This is a genomic window from Paraburkholderia sp. J76 (assembly GCF_905220295.1).
In the GTDB taxonomy this organism is placed as follows: Bacteria; Pseudomonadota; Gammaproteobacteria; order Burkholderiales; family Burkholderiaceae; genus Paraburkholderia.
Genome location: NZ_CAJMZJ010000016.1, coordinates 108,613 through 123,460, shown reverse-complemented (window position 1 = coordinate 123,460; position 14,848 = coordinate 108,613). Strand labels below are relative to the sequence as shown.

At 66.8% G+C, this 14,848-nt stretch carries 15 protein-coding genes; 10 read left to right on the top strand and 5 right to left on the bottom strand.

The annotated features are described in order from the left end of the window. Positions 1 to 100: 100 nt before the first annotated feature. Positions 101 to 1,876 (bottom strand): acetolactate synthase 3 catalytic subunit, encoded by a 1,776-nt coding sequence (locus U5768_RS26520; protein ID WP_322033392.1) that lies wholly within the window; start codon positions 1,874 to 1,876, stop codon positions 101 to 103. A 398-nt stretch (positions 1,877 to 2,274) separates the two neighbouring features. Here U5768_RS26520 and U5768_RS26515 point away from each other — a divergent pair, with 398 nt between their 5' ends. The 10 genes from U5768_RS26515 (at position 2,275) to U5768_RS26470 (ending at position 10,093) form a co-directional block, all read left to right on the top strand. Next, positions 2,275 to 2,838, top strand: coding sequence for an RNA polymerase sigma factor (locus U5768_RS26515; protein WP_254357578.1), 564 nt, complete (start codon positions 2,275 to 2,277; stop codon positions 2,836 to 2,838). After that, positions 2,835 to 3,263, top strand: coding sequence for a DUF3619 family protein (locus tag U5768_RS26510; protein ID WP_322033344.1), 429 nt, complete (start codon positions 2,835 to 2,837; stop codon positions 3,261 to 3,263). The genes U5768_RS26515 and U5768_RS26510 overlap by 4 nt, the downstream gene beginning before the upstream one ends. Before the next feature lie 27 nt (positions 3,264 to 3,290). Further along, on the top strand, positions 3,291 to 4,118 hold the full coding sequence (locus U5768_RS26505) for a DUF3106 domain-containing protein (protein ID WP_322033343.1): 828 nt from the start codon (positions 3,291 to 3,293) through the stop codon (positions 4,116 to 4,118). Positions 4,119 to 4,240: 122 nt separating this feature from the next. Further along, positions 4,241 to 4,789: an RDD family protein gene (locus U5768_RS26500; RefSeq protein WP_322033342.1), complete on the top strand. Its 549-nt coding sequence runs from the start codon at positions 4,241 to 4,243 to the stop codon at positions 4,787 to 4,789. A 119-nt stretch (positions 4,790 to 4,908) separates the two neighbouring features. Beyond that, positions 4,909 to 5,868 (top strand): UDP-2,3-diacylglucosamine diphosphatase, encoded by a 960-nt coding sequence (locus U5768_RS26495; protein WP_322033341.1) that lies wholly within the window; start codon positions 4,909 to 4,911, stop codon positions 5,866 to 5,868. A 56-nt stretch (positions 5,869 to 5,924) separates the two neighbouring features. Continuing rightward, positions 5,925 to 6,956: a glycosyltransferase family 1 protein gene (locus tag U5768_RS26490; RefSeq protein ID WP_322033340.1), complete on the top strand. Its 1,032-nt coding sequence runs from the start codon at positions 5,925 to 5,927 to the stop codon at positions 6,954 to 6,956. Positions 6,957 to 7,210: 254 nt separating this feature from the next. Continuing rightward, entirely contained in the window at positions 7,211 to 7,771 is a 561-nt protein-coding gene (locus tag U5768_RS26485; RefSeq protein WP_415913977.1) for a diacylglycerol kinase, read from the top strand. Between the two features lie 195 nt (positions 7,772 to 7,966). After that, positions 7,967 to 8,689 carry a TetR/AcrR family transcriptional regulator gene (locus U5768_RS26480; RefSeq protein WP_254336471.1) on the top strand — a complete coding sequence of 241 codons (723 nt, stop codon included), beginning with the start codon at positions 7,967 to 7,969 and terminating at the stop codon, positions 8,687 to 8,689. Positions 8,690 to 8,702: 13 nt separating this feature from the next. Then, the gene (locus U5768_RS26475) at positions 8,703 to 9,287 is read left to right on the top strand and encodes a TIGR00730 family Rossman fold protein (RefSeq protein WP_322033338.1); all 585 of its coding nucleotides are present in this window, start codon (positions 8,703 to 8,705) and stop codon (positions 9,285 to 9,287) included. Positions 9,288 to 9,346: 59 nt separating this feature from the next. Further along, entirely contained in the window at positions 9,347 to 10,093 is a 747-nt protein-coding gene (locus U5768_RS26470; RefSeq protein WP_322033337.1) for an SDR family oxidoreductase, read from the top strand. A gap of 20 nt (positions 10,094 to 10,113) precedes the next feature. Here the strand turns inward: U5768_RS26470 and U5768_RS26465 are convergent, their stop codons facing one another. The 4 genes from U5768_RS26465 to U5768_RS26450 all read right to left on the bottom strand — a co-directional run bounded on the left by U5768_RS26465 (position 10,114) and on the right by U5768_RS26450 (position 14,677). Further along, complete coding sequence (locus U5768_RS26465) at positions 10,114 to 10,701, bottom strand: DUF924 family protein (protein ID WP_322033336.1); 588 nt, start codon at positions 10,699 to 10,701, stop codon at positions 10,114 to 10,116. After that, entirely contained in the window at positions 10,701 to 11,435 is a 735-nt protein-coding gene (locus tag U5768_RS26460; RefSeq protein ID WP_322033335.1) for an alanyl-tRNA editing protein, read from the bottom strand. The genes U5768_RS26465 and U5768_RS26460 overlap by 1 nt, the downstream gene beginning before the upstream one ends. Before the next feature lie 179 nt (positions 11,436 to 11,614). Then, complete coding sequence (locus U5768_RS26455) at positions 11,615 to 12,025, bottom strand: group II truncated hemoglobin (protein ID WP_322033334.1); 411 nt, start codon at positions 12,023 to 12,025, stop codon at positions 11,615 to 11,617. Between the two features lie 108 nt (positions 12,026 to 12,133). After that, positions 12,134 to 14,677, bottom strand: a complete 2,544-nt coding sequence (locus U5768_RS26450; RefSeq protein WP_322033391.1) for an ABC transporter permease — start codon at positions 14,675 to 14,677, stop codon at positions 12,134 to 12,136. Positions 14,678 to 14,848: the final 171 nt, after the last annotated feature.

Sequence of the window (14,848 nt, the reverse complement as noted above, 5' to 3'; positions counted from 1 at the left end):
TTATCCAGTTGAGCGTGTCGCCGTTGCGTTCCCGCGAACCCGCGCGCCCTTTGTGCGAGCGCGCGCCGCGCGGGATTGCAACGGCGCCGTGCAAATACCGTTACAGGTCTTCCGAGCCGAGCAGCATCTCGGTGATGCCCTTGCCGGCCTGTACCATCGGCCAGACATTCTCGGAAGGGTCGGTCTGGAAATCGAGGAACACCGTGCGGTCCTTCAGGCGCAGCGCTTCCTTGAGCGCCGGCTCCACATCAGCCGTCTTTTCGATCCGCATGCCGACGTGGCCGTACGCTTCGGCAAGCTTCACGAAGTCGGGCAGCGCATCCATGTACGAATGCGAATAGCGCTTGCTGTATTCGATCTGCTGCCACTGGCGGACCATGCCGAGGTAGCGGTTGTTCAGCGAGATGATCTTCACGGGCGTGTCGTACTGCTTGCAGGTCGACAGCTCCTGAATGCACATCTGGATCGAGCCTTCGCCCGTGATGCACAGCACGTCGTCGTCGGGGTGCGCCATCTTCACGCCCATCGCCGCCGGCAGGCCGAAGCCCATCGTGCCGAGGCCGCCCGAATTGATCCAGCGGCGCGGCTGATTGAAGCGATAGAACTGCGCGGCCCACATCTGGTGCTGGCCGACGTCCGAACACACGAAGGCGTTGCCGCCCGTGAGTTCCCACGCTTTTTCCACCACGTACTGCGGCTTGATGATGTCGCTCGAACGGTCGAACTTCAGGCAGTTCTTCTCGCGCCAGCCTTCGATGTCCTTCCACCAGTCGGCGAGCGCGGCCGTGTCCGGACCATGGTCGGCATGCTGAAGCTGCTCGATGAGTTCCTTGAGCACTTCCTTCACGTCGCCGACGATGGGGATATCGACCTTCACGCGCTTGCTGATCGACGAAGGGTCGATGTCGATGTGGATGATCTTGCGCGGACGCGAAGCGAAGTGCGCCGGGTCGCCGATCACGCGGTCGTCGAAACGCGCGCCGATGGCGATCAGCACGTCGCAGTGCTGCATGGCCATGTTGGCTTCGTAGGTGCCGTGCATGCCGAGCATGCCGAGGAACTTGCGATCGCTCGCGCGGTAGCCGCCCAGCCCCATCAGCGTGTTCGTGACCGGATAGCCGAGCAGGTCGGCGAACTGGTTCAGTTCGCGCGACGCATCCGCGAGGATGATGCCGCCGCCGGTGTAGATGTACGGACGTTTGGCCGAGAGGAGCAGCGACACCGCCTTGCGGATCTGCCCCGAGTGGCCCTTCGTGACCGGGTTGTACGAGCGCAGCGCGACGTTTTTGACCGGTTCATACGCGCACGGCGTCTTCGACACGTCCTTCGGAATGTCGATCAGCACGGGGCCGGGACGGCCGGTGCGCGCAATGTAAAAAGCTTTCTTGACGGTGGCGGCGAGGTCGCGCACGTCCTTCACGAGGAAGTTGTGCTTCACGCAGGGACGCGTGATGCCGACCGTATCGCACTCCTGGAAGGCGTCCTGACCAATCGCGGCGGTAGGCACCTGGCCGCTGATGATCACCATCGGGATCGAGTCCATATAGGCCGTCGCGATGCCCGTCACCGCATTGGTGACGCCAGGTCCCGAGGTCACGAGACACACGCCGACGTTGCCGGTCGAACGCGCGTAGGCGTCCGCCGCGTGCACGGCAGCCTGCTCGTGGCGCACGAGAACGTGCTGGATTTTGTCCTGCTTGTACAGCTCGTCGTAAATGTAAAGCACCGAGCCGCCGGGATAGCCCCAGATGAATTCGACCTGCTCGTCGGCGAGCGCCTTCATCAGCACGGTTCCGCCGATGGAAGTTTGAGCTTGAGGGTCAGATTCTTGCGAGGGGGGGACCGACGTGGAGAATTCCGCGCTGGGCATGTTCATCATTGACCTTTCGAAATTTCGGCAAAAATTTGATCGGGTGCTCTCTGCCGGGCTTGTGGCTCGGGTTCAAGCGGCGCGTCCAGTTGACAGATGAGCTTCTTGGGCCACATCCGAATTGAGACAAGTCACTTATGTTGCGAACCGTCGAAGATAGCGGCTCGACGTCTTCCGGTCAAGCAATTATTAAGGAAGCGGGTACGGGCGTTGCGATAGCGCGCACACCTCGCGGCGCCCGCGAGGGGCCAGCAGGAAAGCCGCCGCGGCGCGCGCATCCATGATGCGAAGCAGTCTTGCGGCCTTCCCGCTCCCCTGCCGGCGCGAAAATTTGCTAGCATCCGCGAGTTTTACGACATTTTTCGAACGATTACGCGTACGCTGGCAGCGGCGCCCTGCAACGGATGGCATCAGACAAGGAACTCGCCGACTTTCTGGCGGGCGTCGAAAGACGCGCGTTCAAGCAGACGGTCTACGCCGTAAGGGACGACGACGCCTCGCTCGACATCGTGCAGGACGCGATGATCAAGCTCGCGGAAAAATACGGAGACCGCCCGGCCGCAGAACTCCCCCTGCTCTTTCAGCGTATTTTGCAAAATACGATGCACGACTATTTTCGTCGGCAGAAAGTACGCAATACGTGGGTGAGCCTGTTTTCGTCGCTCGGCAACGCCGACGACGAGGAGTTCGATCCGCTCGAGACGTTCGAGGCCCAGCAGGGCACGGCCGGCGCCGAGAGCAGCGAGCAGCAGATCGAGCGCGCCCAGGTGCTCCAGATGATCGACGACGAAATCCAGAAATTACCGGCACGTCAACGGGAGGCGTTTCTGATGCGTTACTGGGAGGATATGGATGTCGCCGAGACTGCCGCCGCAATGGGCTGCTCCGAAGGCAGCGTGAAAACGCACTGCTCCCGGGCCACCCACACGCTGGCGCAAGCGCTCAAGGCCAAAGGAATCACGCTATGAGCTCCGCCCTCGAAAATAAAGAACTGGCGTTCGTGCGGGAAATGCGTCGTGCGCTCGACGAGAGCGCCGCCAACCTGCCCGCCGCCACCACCGCCCGACTCGCCGCCGCACGCAAGACCGCCCTCGCCCACAAAAAGGCCGAGGTCGTGTTCGTGCGCGCACCGGCGCTCGCCGCGGCCGGCGTGGGCAGCCTGTCCGGCGCGCCTGCGCAACTGCCCGCGCGGCGCCGTTCGGCGCTCGCGCGCTTCGCGCTCGCCTGGCCGCTCGCGGCGCTCGTGGCGGGCCTCTTCGCCATTGCGTATTTCGAAGATCAGCAACGCACCGCTGAACTCGCCGATATCGACGCGGCCATGCTGAGCGACGATCTGCCGCTCACGGCCTACCTCGATCACGGGTTCAACGCGTATCTGACGCGCGCGCACTAAGGAAAATCTGAGCAGGAGACCGACGGGGTGAGTTACAAGCGCGGCCTGGCCGTTGTCATTGGATGTGTGGTCGCGGCAGTCGTGTCGTATGTGGCGACCTACCCGCGCTTTCACCCTGAGCCCGTCAGCGAAACCACCGCTGGCGCGGCGGCGCCCGTGAAGGCGCCCGCCGCCGACACCTCGATCACGACGGCATTCGCGCCGCTGGCCGGCCAGGCCGATCCGCTCGCGTGGGGGCATCTGAGCGAGGCGCAGCACGCGGCGCTCGCGCCGTTCGCGCTTGAATGGGACCGCTTCAGCGACGAGCGCAAGCGCAAATGGCTGAAAATCGCCGCGCGTTACCCGAAGATGTCGCCGGAAGCGCAAAAGCGCCTGCATGAACGCATGGCCGAATGGGTACGCATGACGCCGGAGCAACGGCGCGTTGCACGGGAAAACTATCAGGTTTCCAAGGAATTGCCCGCGCAGGCGCGCCAGCGCGCCTGGAAGGCCTATCAGCAACTCCCCGAGGAACAGAAAGAGCGCCTTGCCGCGAGCGAGCACAAGCGCCGGCCCACCGTCGTGAGCGCACCGCCCAGCGGCAACAAGAGCGAAATTCGCGATATCGAGCGCCTCGTCAACGAGCGCGATCGTCGCGGTCTGCCGCATGCGCCCGCAGGCGTCACCGGGGCGTCGGGCACGGCTGGCGCCAGCAGCACGGGCTCGGGCCTCGCACCCTCGGCGCCTGGCGCGCCGAACGAGCCGGCCGTGGCTTCGTCGTTCGCGTCGGGCATTCCCGCCGCCGGCAGCTTCGTGCCGGCCACGCCGATCCCCGTTTCGCCCGCCGAAGCGCCCGCGGCATTCAAGGGCTCCTGAAGCGTCCGCCTGGCGCTCCCGATTCGGCCATACCAACCCTCGTTAACCCCGCCGCGGCGTTGCGGCCATTTCGCCGCGCGAGGGGTTATGCTTGGGCGTCCCGTCCCCGAACCGACGCCATCGTGTCCGAAAGCGCCCAAGCCGCCGCCCTGCCGTCCTCCGTCGTCCTACCCGTCGAACCTGCGCCCGTTTCCATTCGTCGCCGCCTCGCCGCGTTCGTCTACGAGGGCGTGCTGCTTTTCGGCGTCGTCTTCGCCGCGGGGCTCGCGTTCAGCCTCGTCATGCAGCAGCGCAACGGCTACACGCATCACGACGCAATGGGCGCCTGGATCGTCTTCGTGGCCGGTGTGTATTTCGTCGGCTTCTGGCACAAGGGCGGCCAGACGTTGCCGATGAAGACCTGGCGGCTGCGCGTGGTCGGCCCGGACGGCAAGCCGCCCACGCTCGCTCGCGCGACGCTGCGCTACCTCGCCGCGTGGCTCTGGTTTCTGCCGCCGCTCGTGATGCATCCCCTGCTCGGTCTTTCGATTCCGCACACGCTTGCGCTCGAAGCCTTCTGGTTCGTCATCTGGGCCGCCAGCGCGCGCTTCTCCCACGACCGCCAGTTCCTTCACGACCGCATTGCGGGCACTCGCATTCTCGCCATCGCGCGCCAGGGCGCGAAGGCGTAACGCGCGCCAGCAAAAAACTTCACGGGACCGGGCGGCCGTAACGAGAGCTTCTCGTGACTGTCATGTTGCCGTCACGGCGGCATGGCGCAATGCGCGTATTACAACCTGCCGCGCGCGCCATGGCCCAAAAGACGTCAGCGACCACCCTGTTCCGGCAGACCACCGAACGAGGCACCGACTCCGCCACGTTCCACCCGTCCCCCGGCGCAGCCTCCTTTCCCGCCACGCCCCTGCCGCCCTCGTCGATCGACGACACCCCCGCCTCCGGCTCCCACGACGACGATCATCCCGATCCCACCCGCTACCGCACGATCTGGATCTCCGATATCCATCTCGGCACGGGCGGCTGCCAGGCGCCGTATCTGCTCGATTTTCTGCGCCATAACGAGTCGGAGTATCTGTACCTCGTCGGCGACATCATCGACGGATGGCAGTTGAAGAAGGGCTGGTACTGGCCGCAGGCGCACAACGACGTCGTGCAGAAGGTGCTGCGCAAGGCGCGCAAGGGCACCCAGGTCATCTACATTCCCGGCAACCACGACGAGAGCGCGCGCCAGTTCTGCAATCTCGCGTTCGGCGACATCCACGTGCGCGAGGAAGCCTTTCACACGACGCTCACCGGCAAGCGCCTGTGGGTCGTGCACGGGGACCTCTTCGACGGCGTGATCCAGCACGCGAAATGGCTCGCCTATCTCGGCGACTCGGCGTACACGGTGATCCTTCTGCTCAACCGCTGGTTCAACCGCGTGCGCGCGAAGCTGGGTTTCCAGTACTGGTCGCTCTCGCAGTACCTCAAGCACCAGGTGAAGAACGCGGTGAACTTCATCTCGTCGTTCGAGCGCGTGATGACCGACGAAGCGCGCCGGCGCGGCTGCGACGGCGTGGTCTGCGGTCACATCCACAAGGCCGAGATCCGCGACATCGACGGCATCCTGTACTGCAACGACGGCGACTGGGTCGAGAGCCTTTCCGCGCTCGTCGAGACGTTCGAGGGCGAGTTGCGCATCGTCTACTGGACCGTGATGCAAGCGCCGCAAGCGCAGGCCGCCACGCGCAAGGCGCGCGTGAGCGCCGCTTGAGCGCCGGTTTCCGCAGCGACAACAGCATGTCAAAACGACGAGAGGGCCGACGACCGATGAAAGTCATGATCGTGACCGATGCATGGGAGCCGCAGGTGAACGGCGTGGTTCGAACCCTGAAGAACACGACGCGCGAACTCATCGCGCTCGGGCATCAGGTCGAACTGCTCACGCCGCTGGAATTCCGCACGATACCGTGCCCCACGTACCCGGAAATCAGGCTCTCGCTGTTTGCGAAGCGGCATCTGCGGGAGCGCATCAACGCGTTCGGGCCCGACGCGATCCACGTCGCGACCGAAGGTCCGCTCGGCCTCGCCGCGCGCCGCTACGCGATCGACCACGACCTGCCATTCACGACCGCGTATCACACGCGCTTTCCCGAGTACGTGCAGGCGCGCTTCGGCGTACCGCTCGCGGCGACGTACCGTTTCCTGCGCTGGTTCCACAAGCCGTCGCTTGCGGTGATGGCGCCCACGCCCGTCGTCAAGGCCGATCTCGAGAAGTTCGGCTTCACGAACGTCGTGCTGTGGACGCGCGGCGTGGACCTCGACATCTTCCGGCCGATGGAGTCGAAGGTGCTCAACACGGCGCGCCCCATCTTTCTCTACGTGGGCCGCGTGGCGGTGGAGAAGAACGTCGAGGCGTTTCTGAAGCTCGATCTGCCCGGTTCGAAATGGGTGTGCGGCGAAGGCCCGGCGCTGGCCGAACTGAAGTCGCGCTATCCCCAGGCGAATTACCTGGGTGTCCTGAGTCAGCCCGAACTCGCGAAGGTCTACGCCGCCGCCGATGTCTTCGTGTTCCCGAGCCGCACCGACACCTTCGGCCTCGTACTGCTCGAAGCGCTCGCATGCGGCACGCCGGTGGCCGCCTACCCGGTGACGGGCCCCATCGACGTGCTCGGCGCGGGCGGCGCTGGCGCGATGAACGAAGAACTGCGCGACGCGTGCCTCGAAGCGCTCAAGATCGATCGCGCGCAGGCGCGCGCCTGGGCCGAGCGCTTCTCGTGGCGCGCGGCCTCCGAGCAATTCGCGGCGCATCTCAAGCCGCGCTCGCGCGCCACGATGGAGCCCTCCAGCGCCGCCGCCTGAGCCCCGGGCCGGCGATGGTCCGCGCCACGATCGACAGCCAGTGCGCCGGGGAAACGGACGGCCCCGGCGCACCCGCCTCCCGCGCGTGCGATACTGAGACGCTTACTCGCACCGCCATGACGCCACGTCCTCCGTCACCGCCGCATAGCGCCCAGAGCGCACGCAGTCCCAATCCGCCAGTGCGCCAGAATGCCGGCGGATCGACGCGTGCCGCGCGCGCAGCCGAAGCGCTCGACCCGCGCGCCGACGCGCGTCTGAGCGAGCACGCCGATCCCGCTGCGCCCGTTGCATCGCCGGCGGCTTCGTCCGCGGTTTCTCCCGTCGCGGCGCGCGCCGCGGCGCAAGAGCCGCCCGAACCCGCCCATCTGCACGAACCGCTCGGCCCCGACGATCCCCTCGCTCCGCTGCCCTTGAACCCGTACAAGGGCAACCGCGGCGTCACCCGCGCATGGAAGGCACTCACGTACTCGATCAAGGGCTTTCGCGCGGCCATCCGCGAGGAAAGCGCGTTTCGCCAGGAACTGACGCTCGCGGCCATCCTCGTGCCCATCGGCGTGTTCATTCCGGTCGAGCCCGTCGAGCGCGTGCTGCTGCTCGGCTCGATCATCCTCGTGCTGATCGTCGAGTTGCTCAATTCGAGCATCGAAAACGCGGTGGACCGCATCGGCCTCGAGCGCAACGAGCTTTCGGGCCGCGCCAAGGACCTCGGCAGCGCGGCGGTCACGCTCGCGTTGCTGCTGTGCGTGATGACCTGGGGGCTGATTCTCGTGCCCCGTTTCGGGCCGCTCCTGCTGCACGGAATCGGCATACTCTAGCGTCCGACGCCTTCCGTCCCGCGCGGGTCCCGCCTCTTCCCCACGCGCCTGACAGACGCAAGCTGTCGGTGCGCGCGGGCCATCGGTTTATAATCGAACGACAGTCTTATAACGACCAACCGCGGCCGGGCCGCGCGCACCGCAACATACGAGCGGGCGCCCGGGCCCGGCACAGCATTTTCAAGGCCGGACGACATGGATGCCAAACCTCCCCGCCGTACACGCGAACGGATTCTCGAGCTGTCGCTGAAACTGTTCAACGAGATCGGCGAGCCGAACGTCACCACGACGACCATCGCCGAGGAAATGGAGATCAGTCCAGGCAACCTGTACTACCACTTCCGCAACAAAGACGACATCATCAACAGCATCTTCAGCCAGTTCGAGCAGGAGATCGAAAAGCGTCTGCGTTTTCCCGAAGACCATCGCGCCACCATCGACGAGATGTGGGCGTACCTGCAGTACATGGTCGATTTCACGTGGCGCTACCGCTTTCTCTATCGCGACCTGAACGACCTGCTCGCGCGCAACCGCACGCTGGAGATGCACTTCAAGCAGATCATCAGCCACAAGGTGCACTTCGCGAAGCAGTTCTGCGAGCAGCTCATGGAAGACGGCGACATGGTCGCCACGCCCGCCGAGATCGACGTGATCTCGACCAATATCGGCGTGATCGCCACGTACTGGCTTTCGTACCAGTTCGTGATGAACCCGCGCAAGTACAACGACCAGGAAGCGATTCGCGACGAGCTGCACCAGGTGAGCGTGCAGATCGTCTCGCTGATGGCGCCGTATCTGCGCGGCCGCGCGCGCGAGCTGTTCGACGACCTCGTCTCGGGCAAGCTGCCCAAGCGCGAGTTCTACGACTACCTGCCGCCGCGCGAAGGCGCGGGCGCCGCGAAAGACAACCGGGAATAAAGGCCAAAGCCGAATGAAAGCAGTCTGCGTCTATTGCGGCTCCTCGTTTGGAGCCAATCCGGTTTATACCGAAGCCGCACAGGCCTTTGGCCGCGCGCTCCTCGACGCGAACCTCGCGCTCGTCTACGGCGGCGGCAAGGTGGGCCTGATGGGCGTGATCGCCGACACCGTGATGGCGGGCGGCGGGCGCGCCATCGGCGTGATCCCCGAGCTGCTCGTGGACAAGGAAGTGGGCCATGCGGGCCTCACCGAGCTGCACGTCGTGCCCGACATGCACCACCGCAAGAAAATGATGGCCGATCTCTCCGACGCCTTCGTCGCGATGCCGGGCGGCGCGGGCACGCTCGAAGAGCTGTTCGAGGTCTATACCTGGGCGCAGCTCGGCTATCACCGCAAACCCGTGGGCGTGCTGAACATCAGCGGCTTTTACGATCCGCTGATGGCGTTGCTCGATCACACGGTGCGCGAAGGCTTCATGCGCGAGGCCTACCTCGACATGCTGCAAACCGACAGCGACCCCGTCGCGCTGATCGCCAAACTCAAGCGCTATCACGCGCCCGCGAAGGACAAGTGGGCGGACTTGCGCGAGAACGTTTGATCCAGCCGCGTGGCGCGGCTCCCTCGGCAAACCGTAATCACGAACATGAGTACGTCGCGATGAGCAAGGTTGTCCTGATCACCGGCGCGAGCCGCGGCATCGGCCGCGCGACGGCGCGCCTGCTTGGCGCACAAGGCTGGACCGTGGGCGTCAACTATCTGCATAACGAACCGGCCGCCGACGAAACCGCCGCCGAAGTGGGCCGCGCCGGCGGCCACGCGCGCGTGCTGCGCGGCGACGTGGCGAGCGAGACGGACGTGATCGCGATGTTCGACGCGCTCGAATCGGCCTACGGCCGCATCGATGCGCTCGTGAACAACGCGGGCATCGTCGCGCCCGGCAGCCAGGTCGCCGACATGAGCGCCGAGCGTCTGAAACGCATGTTCGACGTGAACGTGTACGGCGCGTTTCTGTGCGCGCGCGAAGCGGCGCGGCGCATGTCCAAGGATCGCGGCGGCGACGGCGGCTCGATCGTGAATGTCTCTTCGGCGGCCGCGCGGTTGGGCTCGCCCAACGAATATGTCGACTATGCGTCGTCGAAAGGCGCCGTCGATACGATGACGATCGGCCTCGCGAAGGAACTCGGCCCGCAGGGCGTGCGCGTGAACGCCGTGCGCCCGGGCCTCATCGACACCGAAATCCACGCGAGCGGCGGCCGCCCCGATCGCGCCGCCGTGCTCGGCGCGCAAACGCCGCTCGGCCGGCCCGGCAGCGCCGACGAAGTCGCGCAAACGATTCAGTGGTTGCTGAGCGACGCGGCGTCGTATGTCACGGGCGCCCTGCTCGATGTGAGCGGCGGGCGTTAGGGAACGCTCGCCGGTTTCAGCTAGAACGACGAGCCGCGCTCGCGCAGGAACGCGGTTTCTTCGTCGGTGGATACGCGCCCGAGTTGCCCATTGCGATGCGGAAAGCGCCCGAAGCGCTCGATGATATTCGCGTGGCGCACCGCGTAATCGTAGTAGTCCTTTGCTTCAGGATCCTGCGCCAGTTCGCCGAAGAGCCGCAGCGATTCGCGCTGCGCTTCGGCGTCTTCGGCATGCTCGAACGGCAGATACGCAAATGAGCGGTGCTGCAGCGTAGGCAAACGCCGATCCGCGCCGCTCGCCACCATCGCGCGCGCGATGCGAAGCGCCTTGTCGTCCGCGCAGAACGCGCGCGGCGTGCCGCGATGGCAGTTGCGCGAGAACTGGTCGAGCACGATCACGAGCGCGAGCGCGCCTTCGGGCGTTTCGCACCATGCGTCGAGTTCGCCCGCGCAGGCGGCGTCGAGCAGCGCGCCGAAGCGTTCGCGCAGCGTGGCGTCGAACGCCGCGTTCTTGCGGAACCACATCTTGCGCTCGCTGCCGAACTCCTCCGATCCCGGCGCGCCGAACCAGAAGTCGAGCACGTCGCGCGCACGCGCGTCGAGATTCATTACGCCAGTTCCAGCACGAGACGCCGCGTGCGCGCGCTCTTCTTTTCGAGCTTAGCCACGCGCAGCGCGCCGATCTCCTGCGTGTTGCGCACGTGCGTGCCGCCGCAAGGCTGCAGATCGACGTTATCGATACGCAAGAGACGCACGCGGCCGAGGCCCATCGGCGGCTTCACGCTCATCGTGCGTACGAGTTCGGGGCGTTGCGCCATCTCTTCGTCGGTGATCCATTCGGTCGCCACCGCATGCGCGCCCGAAACGAGTTCGGCCAGGCGCGCCTCCACCATGTCGCGCTCGATCGGCTCGACGGTCGCGAAGTCGAGCCGCGCATAGTCGGTCGTGATGCTGCAGCCGTCCACGGGGTACGGCAGCACCGCGCACATCAGGTGGCTCGCCGTATGCAGGCGCATGTGCCGGTGGCGGCGCGCCCAGTCGATCTCGGCGCGCACGCGCTCGCCCGCGGCGAGACGCGCGAGCAGCGCCTCCTGGCCGGGCGCGGGAACGTGCAGCGCGTCGTCGGGCGTCGCGCCTTCGAATTTCGCCTTGCGTGTGTCGGCAATCTCGATGCGCGTGCCGTCGGCGAGCAACAGTGCGCCGGCATCGCCGGCCTGCCCGCCGCCTAGCGGATAGAACACGGTCTGGTCGAGGCGCACGCCGTCCTCGCCAACGGCGAGCACGGTCGCTTCGCACTGCGTGAGATAGGCGTCTTCGCGAAAGAGCGCGCGGGTGGTCGTCATGGTGGTGTCTCCTTGTTGTGCTCGGGGCTGGCCGCCTGGTGCTGGCTGCCGTACACAGCCATCGGTCAAAGAGGCATTATGGCCGCGTCGTGAAACGCCCCGCTGGACGGACCTCGTGCGTCAGCGCCTGACTGTACCGGCCCGCGGACCGGCACAATCGGGCGCGGCCGCGCCCGCCATCAGCCCGGATGATTGCGCATCCAGTCGGCGGTATCGAAAAACGAGTGCAGCAGGCGCTCGCGCAGCGGCTCGGACAGGCCGACGTCTTCCATCGCCCAGGCCATGCAGCGCAGCCATTGGTCGCGCTCGGACGAGGCGATCGCGAACGGCAGATGGCGCGCGCGCAGGCGCGGATGACCGAAGCGTTCGATATAGTGGTCCGGGCCGCCGAGCCAGCCGCAGAGGAACCAGAACAGCTTGTCGCGCGAGCCGTCGAGCGTTTGCGGATGCATCGCGCGAATGCCCGCGAAGTCGGCCTCGAGGTCCATCAGGTCATAGAAGCGGTCGACGAGTTCGCGCACGCGCGCCTCGCCGCCGACGAGTTCGAAGGCCGTGGGTTGCTGCGGCGCTTCGTCGGCTGGATCGGTCATACGGTTGAATCAAGGGAAAAAAGAGGGACGGCAACGCGTCAAATTGCGCCGCCGCAAACCAGCGATTTTCGCATAGCGGCGCGTGGCGGGTTGCCGCGCGTTGCTGCACTACGCGTCGCGAAGCGACTGCAGCGCCGGACGCGCGAGCACGTGCCGCAAACTGATCCATCCGCCCACGCCCGCGCACACCACGCCGGCGGCAATGCCGGCCGGCAGCAGCCACGGGTCGAACGGGAGATAGAACAGAAACACGTGCGTGGCGAGCACCGAGCCCACCGCCTGCGCGCCGATCGCCGCCATGAGCCCCGCGAGCGCGCCCACGGAGATGAATTCGGCCACCTGCACCGCGCGCACCTGCCGGTGCGAAGCGCCGAGCGCGCGCAGCAGCGCCGACTCGCGCATGCGCTCGTCGCGCGTGCCCGCGAGCGCCGCGTAGAGCACCAGCACGCCCGCTGCGAGCGTGAAGAGAAAGAGGAACTGCACCGCGCCGATCACCTGCTCCAGCACGCGTTCGATCTGCGCGAGAATCGGCGCGATGTCGATCGCGGTGACGTTGGGATAACGCGCCACGAGACCGTCCACGACTTCGCGCTGCCCGGGCGGCAGGTGAAAACTCGTGATGTAGGTCGCCGGAAAATCGCGCAGCAACCCGGGCGGCATCAGCACGAAGAAGTTGACCTTGAACGAGCCCCAGTCCAGCTTGCGCACGCTGGTAACGGGCGCCGTGACTTCGAGGCCCGTGACGTCGAACTTGAGCACGTCGCCGGGTTTCACGTTGATGAGCTTCGCCAGCCCCTGCTCGATCGAAAGCTGCGGCGCGCCCGAATCGCCATACCACGTGCCCGCCTCGATGCGATTGTCCTCGGGCAGCTTCGTCGTGTACGAGAGATTGAACTCGCGATCCACGAGCCGGCGCGCGTCCTCGCTCTTGTACGAGTCGGGATTCACGGGCTTGCCGTTGATCGAGATGAGGCGTCCGCGCACCATCGGCTGGAGATCGCTATCGTTGGCCCCGGCAATGCCATGCGTGCGCAGCCACGCCGCCACGGCGTCGCGCTGGTCGGGCTGGATGTCGATGAGAAACTCGTTGGGCGCATCCGGCGGCGTGGACTTGCGCCAGCCTTCGACGAGGTCGTTGCGCGTCATCGCGATCAGCAGGAGGCACATGAGGCCGATGGCGAGCGCCGTGATCTGCAGCGCGCTCGCGCCCGGCCGCCGTTCGAGCGACGCCAGCGCATAGCGCCAGCCCACGCCCGCGCGCGCCTGGCCCGAGAGCCGCCCGCTGCGCGCCACGCGCGCCGCGCACCAGAGCGCCGCGCGCGCCACGCCGGCGAACACGAGCAGCCCGATCGCGAAACCGCCAGCGACGATGCCGCCCAGCTTCAACTCCCCCGCCGCGATCACGAGCAGCCCCGCGAACAGCGCAATGCCGACACCGTACGCCGCCCACGCGGCGCGTCCTTCGTCGCCCCACTCGCGGCGCAGCACGCGCACCGGCGGCACGCGCGTGAGCGGCAACAGCGGCGGCAGCGCGAAGCCCAGCAGCAGCACGAGGCCCGCGGCGATGCCTTCGAGCAAGGGCAACGGTCCAGGCTGCGGAAGAACGACGTCGATAAGATTGCCGAGCCACGCCAGCAGCGCGAGATGCCCCGCATAGCCGAGCGCGACGCCCACCGCGCCGCCCACTAGCCCGAGCCCGGCGAACTCCAGCACGAACAGCGTGCGCAGCGTGCGTTGGCTCGCGCCGAGGCAGCGCATCGCGGCGCAGGCGTCGAGATGGCGGCGCGTGTAGCGATGCGCGGCCATCGCGATCGCCACCGCCGCGAGCAGCGCCGTGAGGAGCGAAACGAGCGTGAGGAAGTGGCGCGCGCGATCGAGCGTCTGGCGCACCTGCGGCTGGCCGTCCTGGAGCGATTCGAGCGCGACGCCGCGCATCTTGCCGCCATCCACGCGCGCACGCGACCAGGCGGCGAACTGCGCGACCGCCGGATCGGCGCCCGCCACGAGCAGACGATAAGTCACGCGGCTGCCGTAGCCGAGCAGACCGGTCGAGGCGACTTCGTCGGCGCGCATCATGAGGCGCGGCGAGAAGTTCACGAACGAAAAGCCGCGGTCGAGTTCTTTCGTGATGAGCGCGTTGACGGTGAAGGTGCGCGTGCCGACCTTCACCGTATCGCCAACGTGCAGTTTGAGCGCGTCGAGCAGTTCGTCGTCCACCCAGACGGTACCGGGCGGCGGAATGCCCTGCGCCGCGTGATCGGGCGCGCCGGGCGCCGCGGCGATGCGCAACGCGCCGCGCAACGGGTAATCCGCCGAAACCGCCTTCACGGCGGCAAGGCGCGTGGCCGTCGCGCCCGGCGCGCCGGAAGCGGCAGGCTCCGTTTGCGGCGCACCGGAACTCACCATGCTCGGGAAGATCGCGGTAGTCGCCGTGCGCAGCGAGAGCGATTGCGCCTCGCGCGCGAACATGGGATCGACGGGATGATCGGCGCGCACGATGAAATCGGCGGCGATCATGCGCCGGGCGTCGCGTTCGAGGCCGCGCTGCAGGCGGTCCGCGAGAAAGCCCACGCTGGCGAGCGCCGCCACGGCGAGCACGAGCGCGAACAGCAGCATGGTGAGTTCGCCCGCGCGCCAGTCGCGCGCCGTCATGCGCGCGGCAAGATGCACCAGATCGGACCAGCCTGGCGTGGTACGCACGGCCACGGGCCCACGCGGGGCGCCCTGACCACCCTGACCGCCGCCCGCACCCGGCGGCTCAGCCTGCACGAAGCCCGGACCGCCTTCGCTGCGCGGAGGCTTTGCGTTGGAAGAAGAAGCCGC

Coding starts and splice junctions, on each gene's coding strand:
- U5768_RS26520 (WP_322033392.1), bottom strand. CDS start 1,876: ATGAACATGCCCAGCGCGGAATTCTCCACGTCGGTCCCCCCCTCGCAA.
- U5768_RS26515 (WP_254357578.1), top strand. CDS start 2,275: ATGGCATCAGACAAGGAACTCGCCGACTTTCTGGCGGGCGTCGAAAGA.
- U5768_RS26510 (WP_322033344.1), top strand. CDS start 2,835: ATGAGCTCCGCCCTCGAAAATAAAGAACTGGCGTTCGTGCGGGAAATG.
- U5768_RS26495 (WP_322033341.1), top strand. CDS start 4,909: ATGGCCCAAAAGACGTCAGCGACCACCCTGTTCCGGCAGACCACCGAA.
- U5768_RS26490 (WP_322033340.1), top strand. CDS start 5,925: ATGAAAGTCATGATCGTGACCGATGCATGGGAGCCGCAGGTGAACGGC.
- U5768_RS26480 (WP_254336471.1), top strand. CDS start 7,967: ATGGATGCCAAACCTCCCCGCCGTACACGCGAACGGATTCTCGAGCTG.
- U5768_RS26475 (WP_322033338.1), top strand. CDS start 8,703: ATGAAAGCAGTCTGCGTCTATTGCGGCTCCTCGTTTGGAGCCAATCCG.
- U5768_RS26470 (WP_322033337.1), top strand. CDS start 9,347: ATGAGCAAGGTTGTCCTGATCACCGGCGCGAGCCGCGGCATCGGCCGC.
- U5768_RS26465 (WP_322033336.1), bottom strand. CDS start 10,701: ATGAATCTCGACGCGCGTGCGCGCGACGTGCTCGACTTCTGGTTCGGC.
- U5768_RS26460 (WP_322033335.1), bottom strand. CDS start 11,435: ATGACGACCACCCGCGCGCTCTTTCGCGAAGACGCCTATCTCACGCAG.
- U5768_RS26455 (WP_322033334.1), bottom strand. CDS start 12,025: ATGACCGATCCAGCCGACGAAGCGCCGCAGCAACCCACGGCCTTCGAA.
- U5768_RS26450 (WP_322033391.1), bottom strand. CDS start 14,677: ATGACGGCGCGCGACTGGCGCGCGGGCGAACTCACCATGCTGCTGTTC.